The sequence below is a fragment of the Streptococcus sp. HSISS2 genome (assembly GCF_000448665.1).
Taxonomy (GTDB): Bacteria; Bacillota; Bacilli; order Lactobacillales; family Streptococcaceae; genus Streptococcus; species Streptococcus raffinosi.
In genome coordinates this window covers 920,367-947,141 of the sequence record NZ_CM002133.1, presented here as the reverse complement: position 1 = coordinate 947,141, position 26,775 = coordinate 920,367, and the positions used below count along the sequence as shown (strand labels likewise).

Below are 26,775 nucleotides of genomic sequence, written 5' to 3'. Positions count from 1 at the left end.
TATATGGTTAGCCTAACGGATGAAAATCGTATTATGGTTAAGGTCGGCCTGGAAATTCTAAAGACTACTGAGCGTATTGGACTGCAAGAGTTACTCCGTATTTCAGATGTAGATCCAACAACGATTTCTGAAGAAACAGTAGGTTTTAAACTGGCCCCTCAACTCAATGCCTTGGGGCGCTTAGATGATCCAAATTCAGCTATTGAACTGCTGACTGGATTTGACGATGAAGAAGCTCAAGCCATTGCTCTGAATATAAATGCCAAAAATGAAGAACGCAAGGAAGTTGTTCAAAAAATCTTTGATGAAGCCATGACTATGGTAGACTTGGGTAAGCCTGTTCAGGTTTTGGCTAAGGAAGGCTGGCATCCGGGTGTTCTCGGCATTGTTGCTGGTCGCATCATGGAACAAATCAGCCAGACAGTGGTAGTTTTAAATATCGAAGATGGTCTGGCTAAGGGTTCAGCCCGTAGTCTGGAATCTATCAATATCTTCCATGCCCTAGATAATCATCGAGACATTTTTACTGCTTTTGGAGGGCATGCTGGAGCAGCTGGAATGACCCTTCCAGAGGAAAATCTTGGTCAACTCTCCGATATTTTGTGCCATTATGTCTATGACAATGACATTGATACAAGCGCTAAAAATACACTCAATCTAGACGAGGAACTCAAGCTCAGTGAGCTTAGCTTGGATACCATAAAGAGCCTGGGGAAATTAGCTCCTTTTGGCATGGATAATAAAAAGCCAGTCTTTTGGCTACATGATATTACAGTGACTCAAGCCAGGACCATGGGGCAAAATGGAGCCCATCTTAAGTTTAAGGTTAAGCAAGGCAAGGCTAGTTTTGATGTTGTCGCCTTCAATAAGGGTGATTTGCTTCAAGAATTCCAACAAGCTCAAGGTTTGGAATTAGCCGTGACCTTATCTGTAAATGTTTGGAATGGTCAGACAACACTCCAGCTTATGCTTGAGGATGCGCGTGTAGAAGGAATCCAATTATTTGATATTCGTGCTAAAAATATGACTCTACCAGAAGGCGTACCGATGGTAGAAGAAGCATCAGACACAGCACCTGAGGTAGTCCTTAATAAGTTGCCTGAATCTGCGACAGAATTGAAAGAGTGGTTTGAAGGTAAGGATTTCCAAGCGATATACTTTAAGAATAGCATCAAACAGGCTTATTATCTGACCGGCTATGGAACCAGAGAGCAGTTCGCAAGGCTCTATAAGACCATCTACCAATTTCCAGAGTTTGATGTCCGCTATAAACTAGATGACCTCAGTCATTACCTTAAAATTGATAAAATTCTCCTTATCAAGATGATTCAGATTTTTGATGAATTGGATTTTGTGACCATTGATAATGGTGTCATGACGGTTAATAAAGAAGCTAAGAAACGTGACATTGAAGACAGTCAGATTTTCCAAGACCTTAAACATTTAGTTAAGTTTCAAGAACTTATGGCTTTGGGAACACCACAGGAAATTTATGATTGGCTCTACAAGCCAGAGCAGTAGTGATCAACTAAGATAATTGGCTTAGAATCTAGGGGGTAGCATTTTCTAAATCCACGGATTCATGCTATAATAATGTGTAAATATTTTTTGGCAAAATGCCTATAGGAAGAACAAATGAAATTAGAAGACTATATTGCATCTATTGAAAACTACCCTAAAGAAGGGGTTACTTTCCGTGATATTAGCCCATTGATGGCTGATGGAAAAGCTTATGGCTATGCTATTCGTGAAATCGTTCAGTATGCTACGGATATGAAGATTGATATGATTGTTGGTCCAGAAGCACGTGGTTTCATTGTTGGATGTCCAGTTGCTTATCAACTTGGAATTGGCTTTGCGCCAGTTCGTAAACCTGGTAAATTGCCACGTGAAGTCATTTCAGCAGATTACGAAAAAGAGTACGGTGTTGATACGCTTTGTATGCACGCTGATGCCATTAAACCTGGCCAACGTGTCCTTATCGTTGATGATCTCTTGGCGACTGGCGGAACTGTGAAAGCCACAATTGAAATGGTAGAACGCCTTGGCGGTGTTGTTGCTGGTTGTGCCTTCTTGATTGAACTTGACGGTCTTAATGGACGTCAAGCTATTGAAGGCTATGACACTAAAGTATTGATGAACTTCCCAGGATAATTTATTCCTGATTTTACAAAAGGCCTTAGGGCCTTTTTAACTCTTTTAAACAGAATATGCTTTCTTATATAGTTTTAAGCTATAGCTAACTAGAGAAAATATATATTTGATAACAATACCTCCCCGGTTTATAATATGAAGATAGAATAGACAAGGATGGAGATGTTGTTATGCCTATAAAACTTGATAATAAGTTACCAGCTCTTGATGTATTGCGTTCGGAAAATGTCTTCATCATGGATGAGAATAGGGCTAGTAGTCAGGATATACGACCAATGGAGGTCCTAATCCTTAACCTAATGCCAACTAAAGAAGTGACAGAAACCCAGTTGCTACGTCTTTTGGCAAATACGCCACTACAGATTAACGTTGAGTTTCTTTATATGGCTAGCCATAAATCGAAAAACACCCATGCCGAACATATGAAGAATTTTTATAAGACATTTGATGAAATCAAGGACAAGTATTACGATGGTCTTATCGTGACGGGGGCTCCTGTTGAACAAATGCCTTTTGAGGAAGTTGATTATTGGCAGGAATTGACACGAGTTTTTGACTGGTCTAAAAAGCATGTTTATTCAACCCTTCATTTGTGTTGGGGGGCTCAAGCAGGCCTTTACTACAAACATGGGGTTGACAAGGTTGCCTTGCCAGAGAAATTATCTGGAATCTATAAACAAACCGTTGATATGCCAGAAAATTTCCTCATGAATGGCTTTGATGACAGCTTTGTATCACCTCACTCACGCTATACAGAAGTCACTCTTGAAGATATCAAAAACAAGACAGATTTAGATGTTGTTGTTTCAGGGCCTGAAGTAGGACTGTCTATTTTAGCCAGTAAGAATCTTCGTGAGGTTTATAGTTTCGGCCACTTTGAATATGACAGAGATACATTGGCTAGAGAATATCGAAGGGACTTGGCTGTGGGCATTAACCCAGATGTACCAGCGAATTATTTTCCAGAGGATGATCCTAATCAGGAACCTCAACTGCGTTGGAACCTTGCAGCATCAGCTTTCTTTAGTAATTGGATTAACTACGCGGTCTATCAAGAAACACCATATCGTTTAGAAGAGTTGGAAGATGATTTTTCATTCTACGGTTATTTGTAGCAGACAGATTCAAGAGTCTTATATGTGATTATTTAGACTTTTGGCGTCAGTCTAGCAACTCTGAAAGGTTATTATGAGTTTTTTGAACAGTATCGATCAGGAAATCTGGTCCTTCCAAACGCCTTGTTTTTCCATTTTAAGGATATTTTCCGTCGGCGGATGACTTTTTAGTCTGGCAATTTCTCTATCTGCAAACGACAACTCAGATTGGAGAAGTGGCTTCTAGTCAGATTGCGCAAGCAACTGGCAAGACACCAACTGAGGTTAATAAGAGTATTACGACATTGACTGAGGCCGGACTCCTTGATTTCACAACAATTAAGGTTAATAATGAAATTGAGATGGTTGTTGATGCTTCACCTGCTTTAGCTATTTTAGATAAGCTAATGAGTAAGGAAAAGACAGTGTCAGGCCCTGTCGTTGGTCAACCAACCAATACACAACTCATCAAACAACTGACGGATGAGTTGGAACAGGCTTTGGGAATCTTGAATCCTATGGTTATTGAAGATTTAAACAAGGAAATTCAAGAAGAACATACTGATCCTGAACTTATTCGTGAGGCTTTGAGAGAAGCTGTCTTTAACCAAAAACAAATTGGAATTACGTTAAAGGCGTTCTTCGCAACTGGAAATTGAGTGGCATCACTACTAAACTTCAAGTTGAACAGCGTCGTCTGGAGCATCAAGGAAAGAAACAGGCTCATCAGGTTTCGGAAGACTTCAAAACAGGAATGGATGCAGCCGTCAATTATGGGGGGGCCAATAATGTTGGGAAGAAAGCGTGTTAATGAAGCTCTAGCCTTGATGGGAGAGATGTTTCCCAATGCTCATGGAGAGTTGGAGTGGGAAACTCCTTTCCAGCTATTAGTTGCTGTTATTTTATCAGCCCAGACAACAGACAAGGCTGTTAATAAGATTACACCAGGCTTATGGGCGCGTTATCCAGAAATTGAAGATTTAGCATCTGCCAATCTTGATGACGTTGAAATGTGCTTACGGACCATCGGCCTCTACAAGAATAAAGCTAAGAATATCATTAAAACGGCAAGAGCTATTCTAATGAATTTTGATGGGCAAGTTCCCAAAACACACAAAGAATTAGAGAGTTTACCTGGTGTGGGAAGGAAAACAGCTAATGTTGTTTTAGCCGAAGTTTATGGGATTCCGTCCATTGCTGTTGACACACATGTCTCACGTGTTTCGAAACGCCTAAATATTGTTGCAGAAGATGCAACTGTAGAGGAAATTGAAGCAGAGTTGATGAAGAAAATCCCCAAAAGAGACTGGATTATTAGTCATCATCGCATGATTTTCTTTGGACGTTATCATTGTTTAGCTAAGAATCCTAAATGTCAGTCCTGCCCCCTTCAAAGCTATTGTAAGTATTATAAGGAAATGATTAAGAAATAAGTTGGAGAATGTGAGTTTCTTCAACTTTTTTATAGCTGTAAGATTTTGTTACAAACTAGTAACTTGACAAAAGTCTCAGGCTTTAAGAAAATAGAAGAAACGATTTAGAAGCAGGAGCGGTATAGTATGGCTGAATTCAGTAATGAAGAGTATCTCAGAGCCTTAGCAGATAATGGTGATAGAGAAGCAGCCAAAGAATATGAGCAGGCTTTGGATAATCGTATCTTTCAGTTGCAAATTTCTTTGGCTCAAACGAGTGATCCGCAGGGCCGTAAGGAAGTGCAAAAACTCTTGGAACAAGAGGAAAAGAAAAAAAGGGACTACTTTCAAGAAAAAGAGGAAAAAGCTGTGAGCGAATTTAGACGTCGTAAGAATGAACCTACTAGAAGTAGGAAGGTTTCGAGTTTTGATAGGCTAAGAGACCCTAAAGTGATTAGATGGGTGATTGGCGTTGTGGCAGTAGCTGCTGTTGTGATTCCTGTTGTCACTCTAATGTGGTATAGTAATAACCAAAACGAAAACGTAACCAATCCTTGGAAAAATGGCCAGTTAGCCAAAAGTAAGGAAGCAGCTGCAGCATCTTCAGATAATCAGTCCTCTAATGTTGATACGTCATCATTGTCTGATCAGCAGTTAGAAGACTGGGTAGTTTCTACCTATGCCAAGGAACAAGGCTCAACAGGCGAAAGTTATAAAAATCTGGGTTGGAATGTTTATTCATGGACTGACGATGACGATAATCTAGTCTATGCCCAACTCTCTGATAGTTATGGTAATAATGTCCTTCTTTTCCGAGTTGACAAAAAAGGTCAGTTAGAAGCCTATGGTGGTCTTGATGGTTCAAGTGGATCTTGGGACGTCGTTTCCAAAAAATATTCAACAAGCTAATTAAACCGTTATAAAACGCCTGACTAGGGTGTCTGAGACTGTCTTTTGACAGTCTTTTTTGGTATAATTTAAGGTAATCGTGTATACAATTAAAAAGTTGATTATGGAGATTTGAGATTATCAGTTCGACGGAACTTTTTTAGTCTCCTCGGATTTTTCACTAATCAGTTTTAAAAAGGAGAGTTGTCGTGTCAGACTATTTTTCGGTCACCTCTTTAACCAAATATTTGAAAATGAAATTTGACCGTGATCCTTATTTAGAGAGGGTATATTTGACAGGTCAGGTTTCCAATTTTCGTCGTCGGCCTAGTCATCAGTATTTTTCTCTTAAGGATGAGGGAGCTGTTATCCAAGCAACAATTTGGGCAGGAGTCTTCAAAAAACTTGGTTTTGACCTCGAAGAAGGGATGAAAATCAATGTTGTTGGTCGGGTGCAAATCTATGAGCCTAGTGGTTCCTATTCGATTATTATCGAGAAAGCTGAGCCAGATGGTGTGGGTGCCTTGGCTCTCCAATTTGAACAGCTTCGTAAGAAACTAACTGCCCAAGGTTATTTTGACGAGCGTCATAAACAGGCTCTTCCTAATTTTGTCAAAAAGGTTGGGGTTGTCACGAGTCCTAGTGGTGCGGTTATTCGAGACATCATTACAACAGTTAGTCGTCGTTTTCCCGGAGTAGAGATTTTACTCTTTCCTACCAAGGTTCAAGGAGAAGGAGCTGCACAAGAAATTGCTGAAAATATCCAAAGAGCCAATCAAAGGGATGATCTGGATCTTTTAATCGTCGGTCGTGGTGGAGGTTCTATCGAAGATCTTTGGGCCTTTAACGAAGAAATTGTGGTGCAATCGATTTTTGAGAGTCGTTTGCCTGTGATTTCTAGTGTGGGTCATGAAACCGATACGACTTTGGCTGACTTTGTAGCAGATCGTAGGGCCGCTACCCCTACAGCAGCGGCAGAGCTTGCAACGCCAGTATCTAAGGCGGATACCTTGGTTTGGATTCGGGAAAGACAAAACAGGGCTTATCAAGCTTGTTTGAGACGTATACAGTATAACCAAGAGCGTTTAGCCAAATTGTCACAGTCTATTGTCTTTAGGCAGCCTGAGCGCCTCTATGACGGCTATTTGCAAAAGCTTGACCATTTGACAACCCGACTTGAAACCTTGATAAAGCAGGAGTTTGAACGTAAACAAAAAGAAACGGCTCTTTTAAGTCAGAGACTGCAAGGTTTGAATCTCTTTGCTAGTGTAGAGAATTATCAGGACCGTCGGGAGTCCTTACAGCGTTTGTTAGTTACTACAACCAAGAACACCCTTAACGGCTATCGTGTCAGACTAGAGAAGGCACAAGAGGCTCTATTATCACTGGACACTAGTCGTATTGTTGCAAGGGGCTATGCTATTGTCAATAAAGACGATAAGCCCCTAACCACTATCAAGGATATTACTGAAGGTGATCAATTAACTATCCAAATGAGGGATGGAGAACTAGAAGTAGAGGTAAAAATGTCAACGAAAAAAACATTTGAGGAAAATTTACAGGACCTAGAAGCCATCGTTACTAAACTTGAGACAGGCGATGTTGCTCTTGAAGATGCTATTGCGGAGTTCCAAAAGGGTATGGCCCTGTCTAAAAGATTTGCAGAAGACCTTGGAAGATGCTGAAAAGACATTGGTTAAGGTTATGCAAGCAGACGGTACAGAAACGGAAATGGATGCCTAATGACTAAGCGTGAAAAAATTGATGCTGCTATCCGTGATTACTACCAAAAGAAGAATCTTCCAGTATCAAATGAACTGATTACAGCTATTCTTTTATTCAGTTGATGGTGGCGGTAAGCGTATTCGTCCTCTCATTTTCTTGGATTTGCTTGAAGGATTTGGTTTAGAGTTAACTGATAGTCATTTTGATGTCGCAGCGAGTCTTGAAATGATTCATACAGGAAGTCTGATTCACGATGATTTGCCGGCCATGGATAATGATGATTACCGTCGAGGATGTTTGACAAACCATAAAAAATTTGACGAAGCAACGGCGATTTTGGCTGGTGATTCTCTCTTTTTAGACCCCTTTGATTTACTTGCCCAAACAGAGCTATCAGCAGAAATTCGTGTTGAATTGATTCAAGCTCTCTCTCATGCTTCGGGAACCTTTGGTATGGTAGGTGGTCAGATGCTGGATATGAAGGGTGAAGGTCAAGAACTTGATTTATCACAACTGGCTCAGATTCATGAACATAAGACAGGTAAGCTCTTAACCTTTCCTTTTGTGGCAGCAGGTATTGTTGCTCAACAAGGACGAGAGGTTTTGGACAATCTTCAGGAAGCCGGTCAGCTGATTGGTCTAGCCTTTCAAGTGCGTGATGACATCTTGGATGTGACAGCTGATTTTGAAGCCTTGGGAAAAACACCTGGAAAAGATGTGGTGGCTGGGAAATCAACTTACCCTGCCCTACTTGGTTTGGATAAATCATATGACATTCTTGAGGAATCTCTTAACAAAGCTGAGGCTATCTTCCAAAATTTGGCTGAGAGTCAAGTTTTTAAAAAGGACAGCGTTATAGAAATCATAGAAAGGTTACGACTCCATGCCTAAGGAAAGAGTAGATGTCTTGGCCTATAAACAAGGCCTTTTTGACACACGAGAACAAGCTAAACGTGGCGTTATGGCTGGTTTGGTTGTGAATGTTATCAATGGTGAGCGTTATGACAAACCTGGTGAAAAAATTGATGATGCGACAGAGTTGAAGCTTAAAGGGGAAAAACTCAAGTATGTCAGTCGTGGAGGTCTTAAACTTGAAAAAGGCTTGAAGGTTTTCAATCTCTCAGTTGAAGGCATGACTACGATTGATATTGGTGCTTCGACAGGTGGTTTTACTGATGTTATGCTTCAAAATGGGGCTAAACTGGTTTATGCTGTTGATGTCGGTACTAACCAGCTGGTTTGGAAACTGCGTCAGGACGAACGTGTTCGTTCCATGGAACAGTACAATTTTCGTTATGCTGAACCTACCGATTTTACTGAAGGCTTACCATCATTTGCATCTATTGATGTCAGCTTTATCTCTCTTAATCTGATTCTACCTGCTTTGGCTAAGGTATTGGTTGATGGTGGACAAGTTGTTGCCCTGGTCAAACCGCAATTTGAGGCAGGTCGTGAACAAATTGGGAAAAATGGCATTGTCCGTGAGAGCAGTGTTCATGAGAAGGTGCTAGAAACAGTCACTGCTTTTGCAGTTGATTATGGCTTTTCGGTTAAAGGGTTGGATTTTTCCCCTATTCAAGGTGGCCATGGTAATATTGAGTTTCTGGCCCACTTGGAGAAAACAACTTCGCCTAAGAATGAGGTTATATCCGCTATCAAGGAAGTTGTAGCACAAGCACATAAGGAGTTTAAGAAAAATGAAGAAGAATGATCGTTTGGAGCTAATCCGAAAGATTGTCCAAGAAAATAAAATTACGACTCAGGGAGAATTGGTTAAATTACTCCAAAACGAGGGATTAAAAGCTACTCAAGCCACCGTATCACGTGATATTAATGAAATTGGAATCACAAAAGTCCCTTCTGAAGATGGTTCCTATATCTATGGGCTTTCAAATGCCCCTAGACGTTTAGGTGTATCTCCAGTTGGATCTAAGCGCTTAATCCGTATTGACCGTCAACAAGCTTTCATGAATATCCAGGTTCAGCCTGGAACTAGTCGTCTCATCAAAAAGATTCTTTTGGACGAATACAAGCACTTGATTTTTAGTTTAATTGCTGACGATGACACACTCTTTTTAGTGGCTCAGTCAGAATTAGCAGCTATTGAATTACAGGGACAGATTGTCAAGTGGGTTGAAGAATAGGAGGATTTATGCTTCTCGAAATTACGATAAAGAATTTCGCAATTATTGAAGAAATTTCTCTTAACTTTGAAAATGGGATGACTGTCCTTACTGGTGAAACGGGAGCTGGGAAATCTATTATTATCGATGCTATGAATCTAATGCTAGGGGCACGGGCCTCTAGTGAAGTGGTACGTCATTCAGCTCCCAAGGCAGAAATTCAAGGATTCTTTTCAATTGAACAAAATCCTGCTTTAGTCAGTCTCTTGGAAGATAATGGGATTCCTGTTGAGGATGAATTGATTATCCGCCGTGAAGTCTTCCAAAATGGTCGAAGTGTTAGTCGTATTAATGGCCAGATGGTGAATCTAACCATTCTTAAGGCAGTAGGACATTTTTGGTCGATATTCATGGTCAGCATGATCAGGAAGAACTCATGAGACCTGCTCTTCACATTAGCATGTTGGATGCTTTTGGAGATAAGGCATTTTTTCAAACGAAGAAAAAGTATCAAGAATATTTTGACCGCTACCGTGAGTTAAGAAAAGCTGTTCTTGAAAAACAGAAAAATGAGCAAGAACATAAAGCTCGTATTGAAATGCTGGCTTTTCAGATAGCAGAAATTGAGGCAGCTTCCTTAAAATCAGGAGAAGATTTTGCTTTGATGAAGGAGCGAGATAAACTACTGAATCATAAGCAGATAGCTGATACACTAACAAATGCCTATGTCATGTTGGATAATGAAGATTTTTCTAGTCTATCCAATGTCCGCTCTGCCATGAACGACCTTCAATCCCTTGAAGAGTATGACTCTGATTACAAAGAACTCTCTGGTAATCTATCAGAGGCCTATTACGTTCTTGAGGATGCAACCAAACAGTTGGGTGATCTTTTAGATAATCTAGACTTTGATGCAGGTCGTTTGCAGGAGATTGAACACCGTTTAGATACCATTAATGCTATTACCCGTAAATATGGTGGAACTGTCGATGATGTCTTGGATTACCTGGACAATTCGACTAAAGAATACAACCTTCTGACTGGGAATTCCAGCTCATCAGATGCCATGGAACAAGAGCTTAAGCAACTGGAAAAAGACTTGCTTGCGTCTGCAGAGACCTTACAGGCGGCACGTCATCAGATTGCAACGGCTCTTGAAGCGGAGATTAAGGCCGAGCTATGTGACCTCTATATGGATAAGGCAGATTTTAAAGTAACCTTTACGAAGGGAAAATTTAACCGTGATGGCAATGAACAAGTTGAGTTTTACATTTCGACTAATCCTGGCGAAGGCTTTAAACCGCTTGTTAAGGTTGCGTCAGGAGGAGAATTGTCTCGACTTATGTTAGCTATTAAATCAGCTTTTGCCCGAAAAGAAGACAAAACCAGCATCGTCTTTGATGAGGTGGATACTGGTGTTTCAGGCCGTGTTGCTCAAGCCATTGCTCAGAAGATTCATAAAATTGGAAGTCATGGTCAGGTCTTAGCCATCAGTCACCTTCCGCAAGTTATCGCTATTGCTGATTATCAGTTCTTTATTTCTAAGGAAAGTGATAATGAGACGACGGTATCGCGTGTCCGTCTCTTGACTCCTGACGAAAGGGTTGAGGAAATTGCTAAGATGCTTGCTGGTGACAATGTGACCGATGCTGCCTTGAGTCAAGCAAGAGCTTTGCTGAAAGTAGATGGTCCTGTTTAGATAAACAGTTGGGCAAATCTCTCTAGTCGTGCTATAATAGAATATAAATTTTTGTTAAGCGAGAAAATTATGAGTAAAATTAGAATTGTAACTGATTCATCAATCACGATTGAACCAGAATTGGTTAAAAAGTATCAAATCACTGTTGTGCCATTATCAGTTATGGTTGACGGTGTCATCTATTCAGATAGTGATCTTCGGGAAGAAGGTCGCTTCTTGGAAATGATGAAACATAGTAAAGAGCTGCCAAAGACAAGTCAGCCGCCAGTAGGTCTGTTTGCTGAAACTTATGAAAAACTTGTCAATGAAGGCGCTGAACATATCGTGGCCATTCACATCATGCATACTCTTTCTGGGACTTGTGAAGCCTCACGTCAAGGTGCTAGTCTTTCAGGTGCTGATGTGACTGTTATGGACTCGGGTTTTACAGATCAATGCCTTAAGTTTCAAGTGGTCGAAGCGGCTAAATTAGCTCAAGCAGGTGCTAGTTTGGAAGAAATTGTAGCACGTGTTGAAGAAGTAAAAAGCAAATCTGAGCTTCATATCGGCGTCTCTACCCTTGAAAACCTAGTCAAAGGTGGTCGTATTGGACGTGTTACAGGACTCTTATCATCATTACTCAACATCCGTGTCATTATGGAGTTGAAAGATTATCAGTTGAATACTATTGTTAAGGGTCGTGGGGCAAAGACCTTTACAAAATGGTTAGATGCTTACATTGACAATATCAAAGATCGCAAAGTAGCAGAGATTGGTATTTCTTATGCAGGAAAACCGGATTTGGCGCATGAACTTGCTTCGAAACTTGAGGTATTGGGTGCTCCAATTTCAATTCTTGAAACAGGGTCAATCATTCAAACACACACTGGTGAAGGCGCCTTTGCCGTAATGGTTCGCTATGAATAAGTTGAAAGAATCTGTATTACTTAGAAGCCTTCTGGGCTTCTTCTTGCTTTTTTCCGTATTCGTCGTGCTCTTTGTCTTCATCGTGCCAAGTAATCATCAGTCATTAAAAACTGTCGGAAAACTGAAGTCTGACAAAAAAGATACGGTCACCTATGTTGCTATTGGGGACTCCCTTACTCAAGGTGTAGGGGATACCACGAATCAAGGTGGATTTGTTCCTATTTTGTCTCAGGCAATGGGGGCAGATTTTAACTGGCAGGTGACCTCAAATAATTATGGCATTGCGGGAAATACCAGTAACCAAATTCTCAAACGGATGAAGGAAAAAGCAGACATTCAGAGGGACCTTAAAAAAGCCAAACTAATGACTTTAACTGTTGGCGGTAACGATGTCATGCATGTTGTTAAGGATAATATCACTAATCTTAGTGTTGATACCTTCAACAAACCTGCTGTGGCTTATCAAAAGAGGCTGCGACAAATTGTTGAGCTGGCTCGTAAGGACAATAAAACATTGCCAATTTATATCGTTGGTATTTACAATCCCTACTATCTGAACTTTCCTGATATGACAGAGATGCAAACGATTGTTGATAATTGGAACAAAGCTACAGAAGAAGTTTCCAAGGAATATCAAAACGTTTATTTTGTTCCAGTCAATGATTTACTCTATAAGGGAATTGATGGTAAAGGGGGCGTGACCAGTTCGGATGAAACATCCCAGTCCTCTAAATCATCATCAAAGAACCTTAACGATGCCCTTTTTGAGGATGATCATTTTCATCCCAACAACACAGGTTATCAAATTATGTCAGATGCTATTTTGAAACGTATTACGCAAACAAAGAAGGAGTGGTCAGGTGAGTAAGGTATGGAAATGGCTATTTTTAGGGCTACTAGCCTTGAACTTAGCGCTAGTAAGTGTTGTGACATATAGAGTCATGACCCCAGTAGAAACAAGTTCAGTGTCCTTACCTAAGGGTGCTACCAAAATTGGACGTTATAGCATGACAAAAGAAGAACTTGATGCAGCTCTAACCGGTTTTGCTCAAGATTATTCCACTGATAAAATGCATTTCAAGGTTAATGTCACTAATTCTAAAATTGTTTTTGAGAGTAGTTATAAGGTTTTAGGGTATGCCGTCCCCCTCTATGTTTATTTCACCCCGGTTGTCAGTGAATCAGGTGCAATCGTTTTAAAAGTTTCTGATCTTTCAGCTGGCTCTTTAAGCCTCCCTGTTTCAGATGCTCTTAAGATGATTAAGCGTTCGACAAAGTTACCTGATTATATTTCCATTGATAACAAGAAGGAAAAGGTTACCCTAAATATTCAATCAATGAAAAATGAAAAAGGAATAACGGCACGTGCAAAGAGTCTTGATTTGGTCAATGACCGTATCGAATTTGACATCTACAAGACAATAAATTAAAAAGCCTTTACTTTTTGCAAAAAAGCAATGAAATTAGCGTTTATTGCTTGACCTGATAGGTCTTTTAGGATAAGATAATACTTGTCCAAGCGCTAGAAAAACTTTACGCTTAGAAATATATTGGAGGATTGTTACAATGGCTAACAAACAAGATTTGATCGCTAAAGTTGCGGAAGCAACAGAACTTACTAAAAAAGATTCAGCAGCAGCAGTAGACGCAGTTTTTGCTTCTATCGAAGAATTCCTTGCTGCAGGTGAAAAAGTACAATTGATTGGTTTCGGTAACTTTGAAGTACGCGAACGTGCTGCTCGTCAAGGTCGTAACCCACAAACTGGTGAAGCTATCTCAATCGCAGCTTCTAAAGTTCCTGCATTTAAAGCTGGTAAAGCTCTTAAAGACGCAGTTAAATAATGTTAAAACCCCTAAGCTTTTAGGGGTTTTGCTTTACATGAAATGATAGAGGGAAACTATGACAACCTTAACCGTGGTAATGATTTTTCTTCTGGTTTTCACAGTTATAAAACTATCAGGTATTGTTGCTATAAGTAAGCTGATTAAGCCTAGTGAAGAACAGATTGAAGAAGCACGTCAAAAACGTCTTCAAGCTGAAAAAGAGGGCAAAGACCCTTTTGAAGACTGGGATGAACATGACGATGATGGTCTTGTCTAACAAGAGAATCCTCATCAAAGTATACAAAAAGGGCTTGGAGATTTTTCCAAGCTCTTTTTTAGTGAATTAATCAATATAGTGAAGTTTTCCACGGAAGTCTTCAAGGCTTTCATAGCCCTTTTCTTCCATGATTTCTTTCAGTTCTTTAGTAATTCGGTCAAAGACAGCCACACCTTCTTTTTGAAGTGCAGTACCAATTTGGACCATACTTGCTCCACAAAGGATATGTTCAAAAGCATCACGCCCAGATTTGACACCACCAGTACCGATGATTTGGATTTCAGGTTTCAGACGTTGGTAGAAAGCATGAACGTTTGCCAAGGCAGTTGGCTTGATATAGTCTCCACCGATACCGCCAAAACCATTTTTAGGTTTGATGACAACAGATTCGTCTTCAATATAAAGTCCATTACCAATTGAGTTGACACAGTTGACAAAAACAAGTGGGAATTGGTTGAAGACAGCAGCTGCTTGATCAAAGTGCACAATATCAAAGTAAGGTGGTAATTTGACACCAAGTGGTTTCGTAAAGTAAGAAAAGACTTCAGTTAGGATCTCGGTTGTTGTTTCAAAATCGTAGGCGATTTGAGGTTTACCTGGAACGTTAGGACATGAAAGGTTGAGTTCAACGAGCCCTTCATAGTCACTTTCTTGAACTTTTTTTAGAATAGTGTGTGTTTCCTCAGGTGACAAGCCAACTAATGAAAGAAAATGATTTTTTGTATTGGGTTGCTTTTGTAATTCAATGACATAGTCAAGGTAGTATTCAAAACCGTTATTAGGCAAACCCATAGAGTTGATAGAGCCAAGAGGAACATTAACATATCGAGGTTCAGGATTACCAGGGCGAGCTTCAAGCGTTCCTGTTTTTGTAACAAATGAACCTGCGGCTGAAGCTTCAACCTCTGCCAATTCTTCCTTGGTCATGCAATGAACACCAGCAGCATTCATGAGGCAGTTATCGAATGAAAACTGGCCAATTTTTGTAGCAGTAGAAACCATAAGATCCTCCTTAAAGATCACAAAGCAAAATGTTACTATTTTATCTCATTTTAGCATGAAAAGATGCCTAAAACAAGGAAAGAATAGATGGGCAATAATCTTAAAAGTGAATTCACCTAGGCATTTTTAATACCCCAGGCAAGAAGCTGTAGACTTTTACAGAATTTTTTGGATTTTTGCTGGCTTTTTTAAGGTTTTTTGGGTAGAATAGAAGGAGTAAATGGGTATAACCCAAAATATAAAGGAGACATTACTAATGGTAAAATTGGTTTTCGCTCGCCACGGTGAGTCTGAATGGAACAAAGCTAACCTTTTCACAGGTTGGGCTGACGTAGATCTTTCTGAAAAAGGTACTCAACAAGCTATTGACGCTGGTAAATTGATCAAAGAAGCTGGTATTGAATTTGACCAAGCTTATACTTCAGTATTGAAACGTGCGATCAAAACAACAAACCTTGCGCTTGAAGCATCTGACCAACTTTGGGTTCCAGTTGAAAAATCATGGCGCTTGAACGAACGTCACTACGGTGGATTGACTGGTAAAAATAAAGCAGACGCTGCTGCACAATTCGGTGACGAACAAGTTCACATCTGGCGTCGTTCATACGATGTATTGCCTCCAAACATGGACCGTGATGATGAACACTCAGCACACAAAGACCGTCGTTACGCTTCACTTGACGATTCAGTAATTCCAGATGCTGAAAACTTGAAAGTTACTTTGGAACGTGCTCTTCCATTCTGGGAAGATAAGATTGCTCCAGCTCTTAAAGATGGTAAAAACGTATTCGTAGGTGCTCACGGTAACTCAATTCGTGCCCTTGTAAAACACATCAAACAATTGTCAGATGACGAAATCATGGATGTTGAAATTCCAAACTTCCCACCATTGGTATTCGAATTTGACGAAAAATTGAACGTTGTTAAAGAATACTACCTCGGAAAATAAGCTGAGTTAAGTAGTTATTACTAACAAATAGAAAAGTTGGCTTCGGTCAGCTTTTTTCTTTTCCTGAAAAAAATTGAAAGAAACGGTCAGAAAAGTCAGTCAATTCAGTAATTTTTCCTTGACTTTCAAGTTCGAAAGATGTATCATACTAGATAAGATACATCGAAAGGAAATGAGTCAAATGACATTCGCAACTACAACTACTTTGCTATTGCGTGATGAGGGCTAGTGCAAAAGCATTAGTCCTGTTTGGCTTACCAAGCGGGAGTTAAAAACATCTCGCTTGGGTTTCCGAGTGAGATGTTTTTTTACTACTATTGTTTTTATTTTTAGAAAGAGGATTGTCTATGCGTAAAGTAGAATTTCTTGATACGAGCCTTCGTGATGGTGAACAAACACCGGGTGTTAACTTTTCAATCAAAGAAAAGGTTGCCATTGCTAAACAACTTGAGAAGTGGGGGATTTCTTCAATTGAAGCTGGTTTCCCAGCAGCTAGTCCAGATTCATTTGAGGCAGTGAAACAAATTTCAGCTGCCATGACGACAACTGCGGTTTCTGGCTTGGCACGTTCTGTAAAATCTGACATTGATGCCTGTTACGAAGCTATCAAGGATGCTAAATTCCCTCAATGTCATGTCTTTATCGCAACAAGTCCTATTCACCGTGAATACAAATTGAAGAAATCAAAAGAAGAAATTCTTGAGATCATCAAAGAACATGTGACTTATGCGCGTGAACGTTTTGATGTGGTTGAGTTTTCACCTGAGGATGCTACTCGTACAGAACTCGATTATCTCTTGGAAGTTGTTCAAACAGCAGTTGATGCAGGCGCAACTTACATTAACATTCCTGATACAGTTGGTTTTACAACTCCTGAAGAGTTCGGTCATATTTTCAAATACCTCATTGAAAATGTTAAATCAGACCATGAAATCATCTTTAGTCCTCACTGCCACAATGACCTTGGTATGGCTGTAGCTAACACACTTGCAGCTATTAAAAATGGTGCTGGTCGTGTTGAAGGAACTGTGAATGGTATCGGTGAACGTGCAGGGAATGCGGCACTTGAAGAAGTGGCTGTAGCACTTAATATCCGTGAAGACTACTATCAAGCAACAAGTGATATTGTGCTTAATGAGACAGTCAACACAGCTGAACTTGTGTCTCGTTATTCTGGAATTGCGATTCCTAAAAATAAAGCCGTTGTTGGTGGTAATGCCTTCTCTCATGAATCAGGTATTCACCAAGATGGTTTCCTTAAAAATCCTCTTACATACGAAATCATTACACCAGAGCTTGTGGGAGTTAAGAAGAGCTCTCTTCCACTTGGTAAGTTGTCAGGTCGTCATGCCTTTATTGAAAAATTGAAAGAACTTGATCTTGATTTTGTGGAAGAAGACATCAAACCACTCTTTAAGAAGTTCAAAGTCTTGGCTGATAAAAAACATGACATTACTGATGCTGATATTCGTGCACTTGTGGCTGGAACTAACGTTGAGAATCCAGAAGGCTTCCACTTCCAAGATCTCCGTTTGACAACTAATGCTGATGAAACAATCACAGCAGCAGTTAGTCTAGTTAATGAAGATGGTGAGTCTGTGGAATTCTTGGCAAATGGTCAAGGATCAGTTGAAGCTATCTTCAATGCTATTGATAAATTCTTCAATCAAACAGTTCGCTTGACTTCTTATAATATCGATGCTGTAACTGATGGTATTGACGCTCAAGCTCGTGTACTCGTAACTGTGGAAAATGTAGATACAGATACTATCTTTAATGCTTCTGGTTTGGACTTTGATGTTTTGAAAGCTTCAGCAATTGCCTACATCAATGCAAATACGCTTGTTCAAAAAGAAAATTCTGGTGAAATGGCACGCAAAGTTTCTTACCGTGACCTTCCACAAGCCTAAGAGGAGTTAAACATGACAAAAAAATTGTAACACTTTCTGGTGATGGTATTGGACCTGAAATCATGGCAGCAGGCCTTGAAGTTCTGGATAAAATAGCTTCAAAAATCAGATTTGATTACGATATTGATGCTAAACCATTTGGTGGTGCTGGTATTGATGCCGAGGGTCATCCACTTCCTAAGTCAACTTTGGATGCTGCTAAATCAGCAGATGCTATCCTCTTGGCTGCAATTGGTGGACCTAAATATGACAATGCGCCAGTTCGTCCTGAACAAGGACTTTTGGCCATTCGTAAGGAGTTGAATCTCTTTGCTAATATCCGTCCTGTCCGCATCTTTGATGCTTTGAAACACTTGTCACCTCTTAAACCTGAACGTATTGAAGGTGTTGACTTTGTCGTTGTACGTGAGCTTACAGGTGGTATTTACTTTGGTGAACATATTTTAAAAGAAGATAAGGCTCGTGATATCAATGATTACTCAGCCGATGAGATTCGTCGCATCATGCGTCGTGCCTTCAAGATTGCCCAAGGTCGTGGTAAGAAAGTCACTAGCATTGATAAACAGAATGTCTTGGCAACTTCTAAATTGTGGCGTAAGGTTGCCGATGAAGTTTCTTTGGAATTTCCAGATGTAACCCTTGAACACCAACTCGTTGATAGTGCTGCCATGATTATGATTACCAACCCAGCTCGTTTTGATGTGGTTGTGACAGAAAACCTTTTTGGGGATATCTTGTCTGATGAATCAAGTGTCCTTCCAGGTACTCTTGGTGTTATGCCATCAGCCAGTCATTCAGAAAATGGTCCAAGTCTTTATGAACCAATTCATGGTTCAGCACCTGACATTGCTGGTCAAGGTATTGCCAATCCGATTTCAATGATTTTGTCAGTAGCAATGATGCTTCGTGAAAGTTTCAATGAAACTGAAGGGGCAGAATTGATTGAAAATGCTGTTGATAAGACCTTGAATCAAGGCATCTTGACACGTGATTTGGGTGGTCAGGCATCTACTGCCGAAATGACAGCAGCTATCATTAGCAATCTCTAACATCATGACACTAAAACAAGTGTTACTTTCTGTTTTGTTGGTATGGAATATCGTTGTTTTATGTGCTTATGGGCTTGACAAACACAAGGCTATTCGACATAGGCGGCGAATTTCTGAGAAGACATTATTATTTCAAACCCTTATTTTGGGTGGTATTGGTGCTTCTCTCGGTGGGGCTGTGTTTAGACATAAGATTAAGAAATGGTACTTTAAGCTTTGTTGGCTTTTGGGCCTGCTAAATGATTTTGTTATGTTATATCTCATCTTAACAAAACTTTCGGATTAGTTTATCCTTAGATAATAATTGGAGTATTTTATGAGCGGAAAATCAATTTTCGATAAACTTTGGGAACGCCACGTAATTACAGGTGATGAGGGGCAACCTCAACTTATGTACGTGGACCAACATTATATTCATGAAGTGACTAGTCCTCAAGCTTTTCAAGGTCTTCGTGATGCTGGACGTAAAGTAAGGCGTCCAGATTTGACTTTTGGGACCTTTGACCATAATGTTCCAACTGTAAATATCTTTGATATTAGAGATGTTATTTCTAAGGCACAAATTGATAAACTTGCTGAAAATGTCATTGAGTTTGGTATTGACAATGCGCCACATGGTTCGGATAAGCAAGGAATCGTACATATGGTTGGTCCAGAAACAGGACGTACGCAACCAGGTAAGTTTATTGTTTGTGGGGATAGCCACACAGCTACCCACGGTGCCTTTGGAGCTATAGCCTTTGGTATTGGAACGAGCGAGGTTGAGCATGTCTTTGCTACACAGACACTTTGGCAAGTCAAACCTAAAAAGATGTTGGTAGAATTTACTGGGAAGCCTCAGAAAGGCATTTATTCAAAAGATTACATTCTCGCCTTGATTGCTAAATATGGGGTTGCTTGTGGAGTGGGTTATGTTGTAGAGTACCGTGGTGAGGCAATTGACCATTTGACTATGGAAGAACGCATGACAATCTGTAATATGTCAATTGAATTTGGTTCGAAAATGGGAATTATGAATCCAGACCAAACAACATATGATTATATGCGTGGTCGAGAATGTGTTCCTGAGGATTTTGATGCAGCAGTAGCTGACTGGAAGACACTAGTTAGTGATGATGATGTAGAATACGATAAAGTCATTCGTATGGATGTTTCTGAGTTGGCACCAATGGTCACATGGGGAACTAATCCATCTATGGGAGTAGATTTTGATACGCTTTCCCTGAAGTTCGAGATATGAATGATGAGCGTGCATACCATTATATGGATCTTCGTCCGGGTCAAAAAGCAGAAGACATTGATCTTGGGTATATCTTTATTGGGTCTTGTACTAATGCTCGCTTGAGTGACTTGCAGTTGGCAGCCAGATTTGTTAAAGGTAAGAAGATTGCCCCTAATTTGACAGCTATTGTGGTTCCAGGTTCTAGACCTGTTAAACAAGCTGCAGAGAAAATTGGGTTGGATAAGATATTTAAAGATGCTGGTTTTGAATGGAGAGACCCAGGATGCTCGATGTGTCTTGGAATGAATCCAGATAAAGTGCCTGATGGGATCCACTGTGCTTCGACAAGTAATAGAAATTTTGAGGATCGACAGGGGTTTGGAGCAAAAACACACCTTTGCAGTCCTGCAATGGCAGCGGCAGCAGCTATCGCCGGACGTTTCGTTGATGTTCGCCAAATGCCAGAAGTACAATAAGGAGGAAACATGGAAAAATTTACCATTTATACCGGTACGACAGTTCCATTGATGAATGATAACATTGATACCGACCAGATTCTTCCCAAACAGTTTCTCAAACTGATTGACAAAAAAGGTTTTGGAAAATATTTGATGTATGCTTGGCGTTATAAAGATAACAAATACACTGAGGATCCTGATTTTGTTTTTAACCGACCTGAATATCGTAAAGCAACTATTTTAATAACAGGTGATAATTTCGGTGCAGGTTCATCTCGTGAACATGCTGCGTGGGCCCTAGCTGACTATGGATTTAAAGTTGTTATTGCAGGTTCCTTCGGAGACATTCACTATAATAATGAACTTAATAATGGGATGTTACCAATTGTTCAACCGATAGAAGTACGTCAAAAATTGAAACAATTAAAACCTACTGATGAAGTGACGGTAGACTTAGAACAACAAAAGATTATTTCACCGGTTGGTGAGTTCACTTTTGAAATTGATGGTGAATGGAAACATAAACTTTTAAATGGATTAGATGATATAGGGATTACCCTGCAGTATGAGGATTTGATCACCGAGTACGAAAAACATCGTCCAAGCTATTGGCAGTAATAGTCTTATATTTTCGAATATTCCGAAAATTGCTTGCCTGATAGCTATGAACATGATAAAATATATATATTATAAATTAGATGGAGAACACACATTATGACTAAACATGTCCAATGGGATGGTAACCTTAACCAAGAAGGTTTTGAAATTCTTAAAGGTGAAGGTGGATGTATCGTTACACCAACTAAAGTTGGTTACATTATTATGACTAGCGATAAAGCTGGTTTGGAACGTAAATTCGAAGCTAAAGAACGTAATCGTAACAAACCAGGTGTTGTTCTTTGCGGAAGCATGGATGAGTTGCGTGCATTGTCACAATTGACTCCTGAAATTGATGCTTTCTATCAAAAGCACTGGGATGAAGATATTCTTCTTGGATGTATTCTTCCGTGGCGTGAGGATGCTTACGCAAAACTCCAAGCATTTGGTGATGGACGTGAAGAGCTTATGACTGATGTACGAGGAACATCATGTTTCGTTATTAAATTTGGTAAAGCTGGTGAGCAAATTGCCAAAGAAATGTGGGAAAAAGAAGGTAAGATGGTTTATGCTTCATCAGCAAACCCTTCAGGTAAAGGTAATCGTGGTAAGGTTGAAGGTATTGGTGAACGTATTGAAAATGCTGTTGACCTTGTCATCGAAGCTGATGAATACGTTGCGTCAATTCAGCCTGATAAAACTGTTGAAACACGTTATGAACAAGGTGTTATGGTATCAATGGTTGATGCAGACGGTAAATTAATTCCTGAACAAGGTGAAGGAAGCCGTTCAGTAGAACCATGTCCAGTAGTTATCCGTAAAGGTCTTGATATAGATAAAATTATGATGCACCTTTCAGACCACTTTAATTCTTGGAACTACCGTCAAGGTGAGTATTATTAAGAAAATAATGTCTTCAAGAAAGCAGGACCTCTGGTTCTGCTTTTAATATGCTTAAAAACTTGTGATATAATACTATTTGAATAGGTTTCTTTGATTTTTTAGAAAACTAAATTATTATTTGACAAAAAATAATTTTGAAAGGAGGCTCTCATGTTTGCCCAATTAGATACAAAATCAGTGTATAGTTTCATGGATAGTGTTGTAGATTTACCATGCTATGTCAAACGTGCCAAAGAGCTTGGATACCAGGCCCTTGGTTTGATGGACCGTGATAATCTCTATGCTGCCTATCATTTTGCGCAACTGGCTACTAAAAATGGATTACGTCCCTTGATTGGTATGGAAGCAAATTTAGTCTACGAGGGAAGAATGATTGCATTTCGTCTCTTAGCTAAAAATAATCAGGGCTATAAAAATTTGATGAAGTTGGCAACAGAGCTCTCCTCGGGACAAGGTGAGTTTACGGCTTTATCCAACTATTTGAATGAGATTGCGCTTATCCTCCCCAGTGAAGAGTGGGAACCAGGAATGGCGTTTGAATCAGATGTCTTTATTGGAGTAAGACCAGAAGATGCGGGTAAAGAGTTTGATTATCCTGTCCTACCTTTACATACAGTACGTTACTTTGATAATGCAGATCGCTCGACGATTCAGATGTTGCATGCCATCTCACAAAATGTTTCCTTGTCAGAGGCCTCTATTTGTCCTATGAGTCAGCTTCTTTTCTCGCCTCAAGAAATGGAAAGCGCATTTAGTGATATTCCAGATGCTTTAAACAATTTGGACCAACTGGTTTCAGACATCACTTATCAATTTGACACAGAACTGAAGCTTCCCCGTTTTAATCGTGACATGCTGGCAGTTGATCAATTACGTCAATTAGCCCAAGATGGCTTGGAAACTAAAGAGTTAACGGCCTCAGTTTATCAGGAACGTTTAGACAAAGAATTAGCAGTCATCCATCAGATGGGCTTTGATGACTATTTCTTAATCGTTTGGGATCTCCTTCGTTTTGGACGTAGTCGTGGTTACTATATGGGAATGGGGCGTGGGTCCGCAGCTGGTAGCCTAGTTGCCTATGCTTTGGATATAACAGGTATTGACCCTGTTAAAAATGACTTGCTATTTGAGCGTTTCCTAAATGAAGAACGGTATACCATGCCAGATATTGATATTGACTTGCCTGATATCTATCGAAGTGAGTTCCTACATTATGTGAGAGACCGTTATGGCAGTATGCACTCTGCTCAGATTGTCACTTTTTCTACCTTTGGAGCCAAGCAGGCAATTCGAGATGTTTTTAAACGTTTTGGAGCTAAGGAATTTGAACTGTCCCAACTCAGCAAAAAGATTTCTTTTCGTGATAATCTAACCTCTGTCTATGAGAAAAATATGTCATTTAGGCAATTGATTAATCAGAGACCGGAATTCCAGAGGGCTTTTGAAATTGCTAAGGCAATTGAAGGACAGCCTAGACAGACTTCCATCCATGCTGCTGGTATTGTAATGAGTGATGATGACTTAACAGAACACATCCCTCTAAAAGCCGGTGAAGACATGATGGTTACCCAATACGATGCCTCTGCCGTAGAAGCCAATGGTCTTCTTAAGATGGACTTCCTGGGGCTTCGCAATTTGACCTTTGTTCAAAAAATGAAGGAAAAGTTGGAAGAAGAGCAAGGAGTCGTCATTGATATCAAGTCGATTGATTTAGAAGATTCGCAGACGCTCGCCCTTTTTGCCAGTGGTAAGACCAAGGGGATTTTTCAGTTTGAGCAAGCGGGTGCCATAAACCTCTTAAAACGTATAAAACCCTCTAAATTTGAAGAAGTGGTTGCCACAACCTCTCTTAACCGTCCAGGAGCCAGTGATTATATAGACAATTTCATCGCTCGTAAATATGGAAAGGAGAAAGTAGATCTGATTGATCCTGTTGTTGCTCCTATCCTTGAGCCAACTTATGGTATTATGCTCTATCAGGAGCAGGTTATGCAGATTGCTCAGGTGTTCGCTGGCTTTACACTAGGAAAAGCGGATCTGCTTCGTCGTGCCATGTCTAAGAAAGATGCCAATGAAATGTCTAAGATGTCTGAGGCATTTATGTCTGGCAGTCAACAATTAGGACGTAACCCACAAATTGCTGAGCGCCTCTTTAGTATGATGGCTAAGTTTGCCGGATATGGTTTTAATAGGAGTCATGCCTATGCTTATTCAGCTTTAGCTTTTCAATTGGCTTATTTCAAAAGCCACTATCCTCAAGTTTTCTATGACGTTATGCTGAATTACTCGTCTAGTGATTACATTAAGGATGCTATTGGAAATGGCTTTTCTTTGGCTAGACTGGATATCAATAGAATTCCATTTCATGACAAAATTTCAGATGGCAAAATTGTTTTAGGTCTAAAGACCATTAAAGGTTTTCCTAGAGATTTTGCTCTTTGGATTATTGAAGATCGAAAGGAAAATGGCAAATACGTCTCTATCGAAGACTTTTTGACACGTATTCCCAAGAAATATCAGAAAGTAGAGGTATTGACACCTTTAGTCAACATAGGCTTGTTTGATATCTTTGAAACGAATCGTCAGAAAATCATTGGAAATTTAAGTAACCTCTTTACTTTTGTCAATGAGTTAGGCAGCTTGTTTGCAGAGTCGTCCTATTCCTGGGTGGATTATGACGATTATAGTCAGATAGACCGTTATAATATGGAACAGGAGTTACTGGGTGTTGGTCTTAGTCCTCATCCCTTACATTTGGCTCAGAAAATGGCTACGCACCCTTACCAGCCCATTTCAGATTTGACAGTAAATAGTAAAGCCACAGTATTGGTTCAACTAGAATCAATTAGAATCATCAGAACAAAAAAGGTGATCAAATGGCTTTTCTGAGTGTCTCTGATGGTATAAACAAGCTAGATGTGACGCTTTTTCCGGAAACCTATTTTTATCATAAGGATAAGTTAAAAGAAGGAGGTCTCTTTTATCTTGAGGGACGAACTCAGGAGCGTGATGGGAGAATCCAATTAGTTTTGGCGAATATGGAAGAAGCTAGTACGGAACGTTTCTGGATTTTACTTGAAAATCATGAAAAGGACTTAGAGATTTCCAAAATTCTAGCCAAGTATCCGGGTAACATTCCTGTTATCATCCGTTATCAGGAAAGTAAGGAAACAATAGCCAGTCAACGTTTTAGGGTGTCTGATGAGGTAGAATTGCAAAAAGAATTGGCCCAATATACTCTAAAAACAGTTATAAGATAAAAAACTGGTAAAACTTTTCAAATTTCAAGCTATTTAGAATTGTTTGTGTTATAATGATAATGTTAAATATATAAAAGGAGTATCAGGAATAATGAAACGTATTGCTGTTTTGACTAGTGGTGGAGATGCCCCTGGTATGAACGCTGCCGCTCGTGCAGTTGTTCTCAAAGCAATTTCTGAAGGAATTGAAGTCTTCGGCATTAACCGTGGATACGCTGGTATGGTTGAAGGAGATATCTTCCAACTTGATGCCAAAGGCGTAGACAACATCCTCAGCCGTGGTGGAACTTTCCTTCAGTCTGCTCGCTATCCTGAGTTTGCCCAACTTGAGGGTCAACTTAAAGGTATTGAGCAACTTAAAAAACATGGAATCGAAGGTGTAGTAGTTATTGGTGGAGATGGTTCTTACCATGGTGCTATGCGCTTGACTGAACATGGTTTCCCAGCTGTTGGTCTTCCAGGAACTATCGATAACGATATCGTTGGTACAGACTACACAATTGGTTTTGATACTGCTGTTGCAACAGCAACAGAAGCTATCGATAAGATTCAAGACACTGCTTTCAGTCACGGACGTACTTTTGTCGTTGAAGTTATGGGACGTAACGCTGGTGATATCGCTCTTTGGGCTGGTATTGCTGCAGGTGCAGACCAAATTATCGTACCTGAAGAAGAGTATGATATCAACGAAGTGGTACGTAAAGTTAAAGAAGGTTACGAATCAGGTGCTAAAACTCACCACGTTATCGTACTTGCTGAAGGTGTCATGGGTGCTGAAGAATTTGCAGCTAAAATGAAAGAAGCTGGAGATACTTCAGATCTTCGTGCAACAAACATTGGACACGTGGTTCGTGGTGGTTCACCAACTGCGCGTGACCGTGTTCTTGCTTCATGGATGGGTGCACATGCGGTTGACCTCCTTAAACAAGGTATTGGTGGTGTAGCTGTTGGTATCCACAATGAAGAGCTTGTTGAAAGCCCAATCCTTGGTACAGCAGAAGAAGGAGCTTTGTTCAGTCTTACTGAAGACGGTAAAATTATCGTCAACAATCCTCACAAAGCACGTCTTGACTTTGCAGACCTCAATCGTTCTTTAGCTAACTTGAAATAATAGCGGTTCTATTAATTATTGTTAATCCGTCGCTAATGCGACAAAAAATATAAGGGAGTTTTTATTTATCATGAATAAACGTGTAAAAATCGTTGCAACACTTGGTCCTGCGGTTGAAATCCGTGGCGGCAAAAAATTTGGTGAAGATGGTTACTGGGGTGAAAAACTTGACCGTGAAGCATCTGCTAAAAACATTGCTCAATTGATCAAGG

Annotated in this window: 21 protein-coding genes and 5 pseudogenes; 25 read left to right on the top strand and 1 reads right to left on the bottom strand. The window is 40.0% G+C overall.

Annotated elements, in window-relative coordinates:
- From HSISS2_RS04195 to HSISS2_RS04115, 16 genes and pseudogenes are all read left to right on the top strand, one after another.
- Positions 1-1,521: single-stranded-DNA-specific exonuclease C-terminal domain-containing protein (locus HSISS2_RS04195; protein ID WP_134981490.1), on the top strand; the 1,521-nt coding region annotated here is incomplete at its 5' end.
- Between the two features lie 114 nt (positions 1,522-1,635).
- Positions 1,636-2,154, top strand: a complete 519-nt coding sequence (locus tag HSISS2_RS04190) for an adenine phosphoribosyltransferase (protein ID WP_021145546.1) — start codon at positions 1,636-1,638, stop codon at positions 2,152-2,154.
- A 170-nt stretch (positions 2,155-2,324) separates the two neighbouring features.
- Positions 2,325-3,269, top strand: a complete 945-nt coding sequence (gene metA / locus HSISS2_RS04185) for a homoserine O-succinyltransferase (RefSeq protein WP_021145545.1) — start codon at positions 2,325-2,327, stop codon at positions 3,267-3,269.
- A 60-nt stretch (positions 3,270-3,329) separates the two neighbouring features.
- A pseudogene (locus tag HSISS2_RS04180) lies at positions 3,330-4,037 on the top strand (DnaD domain-containing protein).
- The gene (nth, locus tag HSISS2_RS04175; RefSeq protein WP_021145542.1) at positions 4,037-4,681 is read left to right on the top strand and encodes an endonuclease III; all 645 of its coding nucleotides are present in this window, start codon (positions 4,037-4,039) and stop codon (positions 4,679-4,681) included. The pseudogene HSISS2_RS04180 and the gene nth overlap by 1 nt, the downstream one beginning before the upstream one ends.
- 126 nt (positions 4,682-4,807) lie before the next feature.
- Positions 4,808-5,569 (top strand): hypothetical protein, encoded by a 762-nt coding sequence (locus HSISS2_RS04170; RefSeq protein ID WP_021145541.1) that lies wholly within the window; start codon positions 4,808-4,810, stop codon positions 5,567-5,569.
- A gap of 188 nt (positions 5,570-5,757) precedes the next feature.
- Complete coding sequence (xseA, locus tag HSISS2_RS04165; RefSeq protein ID WP_021145540.1) at positions 5,758-7,233, top strand: exodeoxyribonuclease VII large subunit; 1,476 nt, start codon at positions 5,758-5,760, stop codon at positions 7,231-7,233.
- A gap of 57 nt (positions 7,234-7,290) precedes the next feature.
- Positions 7,291-8,164, top strand: a pseudogene (locus tag HSISS2_RS04155) (polyprenyl synthetase family protein).
- Complete coding sequence (locus HSISS2_RS04150) at positions 8,157-8,984, top strand: TlyA family RNA methyltransferase (RefSeq protein ID WP_021145538.1); 828 nt, start codon at positions 8,157-8,159, stop codon at positions 8,982-8,984. Before HSISS2_RS04155 ends, HSISS2_RS04150 begins: the two are co-directional and overlap by 8 nt.
- Positions 8,971-9,417 carry an arginine repressor gene (locus tag HSISS2_RS04145; RefSeq protein WP_021145537.1) on the top strand — a complete coding sequence of 149 codons (447 nt, stop codon included), beginning with the start codon at positions 8,971-8,973 and terminating at the stop codon, positions 9,415-9,417. The genes HSISS2_RS04150 and HSISS2_RS04145 overlap by 14 nt, the downstream gene beginning before the upstream one ends.
- 8 nt (positions 9,418-9,425) lie before the next feature.
- Positions 9,426-11,095 (top strand): annotated as a pseudogene (recN, locus tag HSISS2_RS04140) (DNA repair protein RecN).
- A 69-nt stretch (positions 11,096-11,164) separates the two neighbouring features.
- Positions 11,165-12,001, top strand: coding sequence for a DegV family protein (locus tag HSISS2_RS04135; protein WP_008534423.1), 837 nt, complete (start codon positions 11,165-11,167; stop codon positions 11,999-12,001).
- On the top strand, positions 11,994-12,869 hold the full coding sequence (locus HSISS2_RS04130; RefSeq protein WP_021145534.1) for an SGNH/GDSL hydrolase family protein: 876 nt from the start codon (positions 11,994-11,996) through the stop codon (positions 12,867-12,869). Before HSISS2_RS04135 ends, HSISS2_RS04130 begins: the two co-directional genes overlap by 8 nt.
- Positions 12,862-13,431, top strand: coding sequence for a YpmS family protein (locus HSISS2_RS04125; protein ID WP_004184064.1), 570 nt, complete (start codon positions 12,862-12,864; stop codon positions 13,429-13,431). The genes HSISS2_RS04130 and HSISS2_RS04125 overlap by 8 nt, the downstream gene beginning before the upstream one ends.
- A gap of 136 nt (positions 13,432-13,567) precedes the next feature.
- Positions 13,568-13,843, top strand: coding sequence for an HU family DNA-binding protein (locus HSISS2_RS04120; RefSeq protein WP_002884048.1), 276 nt, complete (start codon positions 13,568-13,570; stop codon positions 13,841-13,843).
- Between the two features lie 58 nt (positions 13,844-13,901).
- Entirely contained in the window at positions 13,902-14,102 is a 201-nt protein-coding gene (locus tag HSISS2_RS04115; protein ID WP_008534427.1) for a hypothetical protein, read from the top strand.
- A gap of 66 nt (positions 14,103-14,168) precedes the next feature.
- On the opposite strand, the gene HSISS2_RS04110 is transcribed toward HSISS2_RS04115, so the two are convergent.
- Positions 14,169-15,104, bottom strand: a complete 936-nt coding sequence (locus tag HSISS2_RS04110; RefSeq protein ID WP_021145533.1) for a dihydroorotate oxidase — start codon at positions 15,102-15,104, stop codon at positions 14,169-14,171.
- Between the two features lie 256 nt (positions 15,105-15,360).
- On the opposite strand from HSISS2_RS04110, the gene HSISS2_RS04105 reads away from it, so the two are divergent.
- The 9 genes and pseudogenes from HSISS2_RS04105 to pfkA all read left to right on the top strand — a co-directional run bounded on the left by HSISS2_RS04105 (position 15,361) and on the right by pfkA (position 26,563).
- Positions 15,361-16,053 carry a phosphoglycerate mutase gene (locus HSISS2_RS04105; protein WP_004184061.1) on the top strand — a complete coding sequence of 231 codons (693 nt, stop codon included), beginning with the start codon at positions 15,361-15,363 and terminating at the stop codon, positions 16,051-16,053.
- Between the two features lie 347 nt (positions 16,054-16,400).
- Positions 16,401-17,963, top strand: a complete 1,563-nt coding sequence (locus tag HSISS2_RS04100) for a 2-isopropylmalate synthase (RefSeq protein WP_021145532.1) — start codon at positions 16,401-16,403, stop codon at positions 17,961-17,963.
- A gap of 23 nt (positions 17,964-17,986) precedes the next feature.
- Positions 17,987-19,012, top strand: a complete 1,026-nt coding sequence (gene leuB, locus HSISS2_RS04095; protein ID WP_042766990.1) for a 3-isopropylmalate dehydrogenase — start codon at positions 17,987-17,989, stop codon at positions 19,010-19,012.
- 4 nt (positions 19,013-19,016) lie between these two features.
- Positions 19,017-19,298: a DUF1294 domain-containing protein gene (locus HSISS2_RS04090; protein ID WP_042766989.1), complete on the top strand. Its 282-nt coding sequence runs from the start codon at positions 19,017-19,019 to the stop codon at positions 19,296-19,298.
- A gap of 30 nt (positions 19,299-19,328) precedes the next feature.
- Positions 19,329-20,710: pseudogene (leuC, locus tag HSISS2_RS04085) on the top strand (3-isopropylmalate dehydratase large subunit).
- Between the two features lie 9 nt (positions 20,711-20,719).
- A complete protein-coding gene (leuD, locus tag HSISS2_RS04080; RefSeq protein ID WP_021145528.1) occupies positions 20,720-21,310 on the top strand; it encodes a 3-isopropylmalate dehydratase small subunit in 591 nt (196 codons plus the stop codon).
- Between the two features lie 96 nt (positions 21,311-21,406).
- Positions 21,407-22,192, top strand: coding sequence for an L-threonylcarbamoyladenylate synthase (locus HSISS2_RS04075; RefSeq protein ID WP_021145527.1), 786 nt, complete (start codon positions 21,407-21,409; stop codon positions 22,190-22,192).
- A 150-nt stretch (positions 22,193-22,342) separates the two neighbouring features.
- Positions 22,343-25,452: pseudogene (locus HSISS2_RS04070) on the top strand (DNA polymerase III subunit alpha).
- Positions 25,453-25,543: 91 nt separating this feature from the next.
- On the top strand, positions 25,544-26,563 hold the full coding sequence (pfkA, locus tag HSISS2_RS04065) for a 6-phosphofructokinase (RefSeq protein ID WP_021145524.1): 1,020 nt from the start codon (positions 25,544-25,546) through the stop codon (positions 26,561-26,563).
- Positions 26,564-26,775 lie beyond the last annotated feature (212 nt).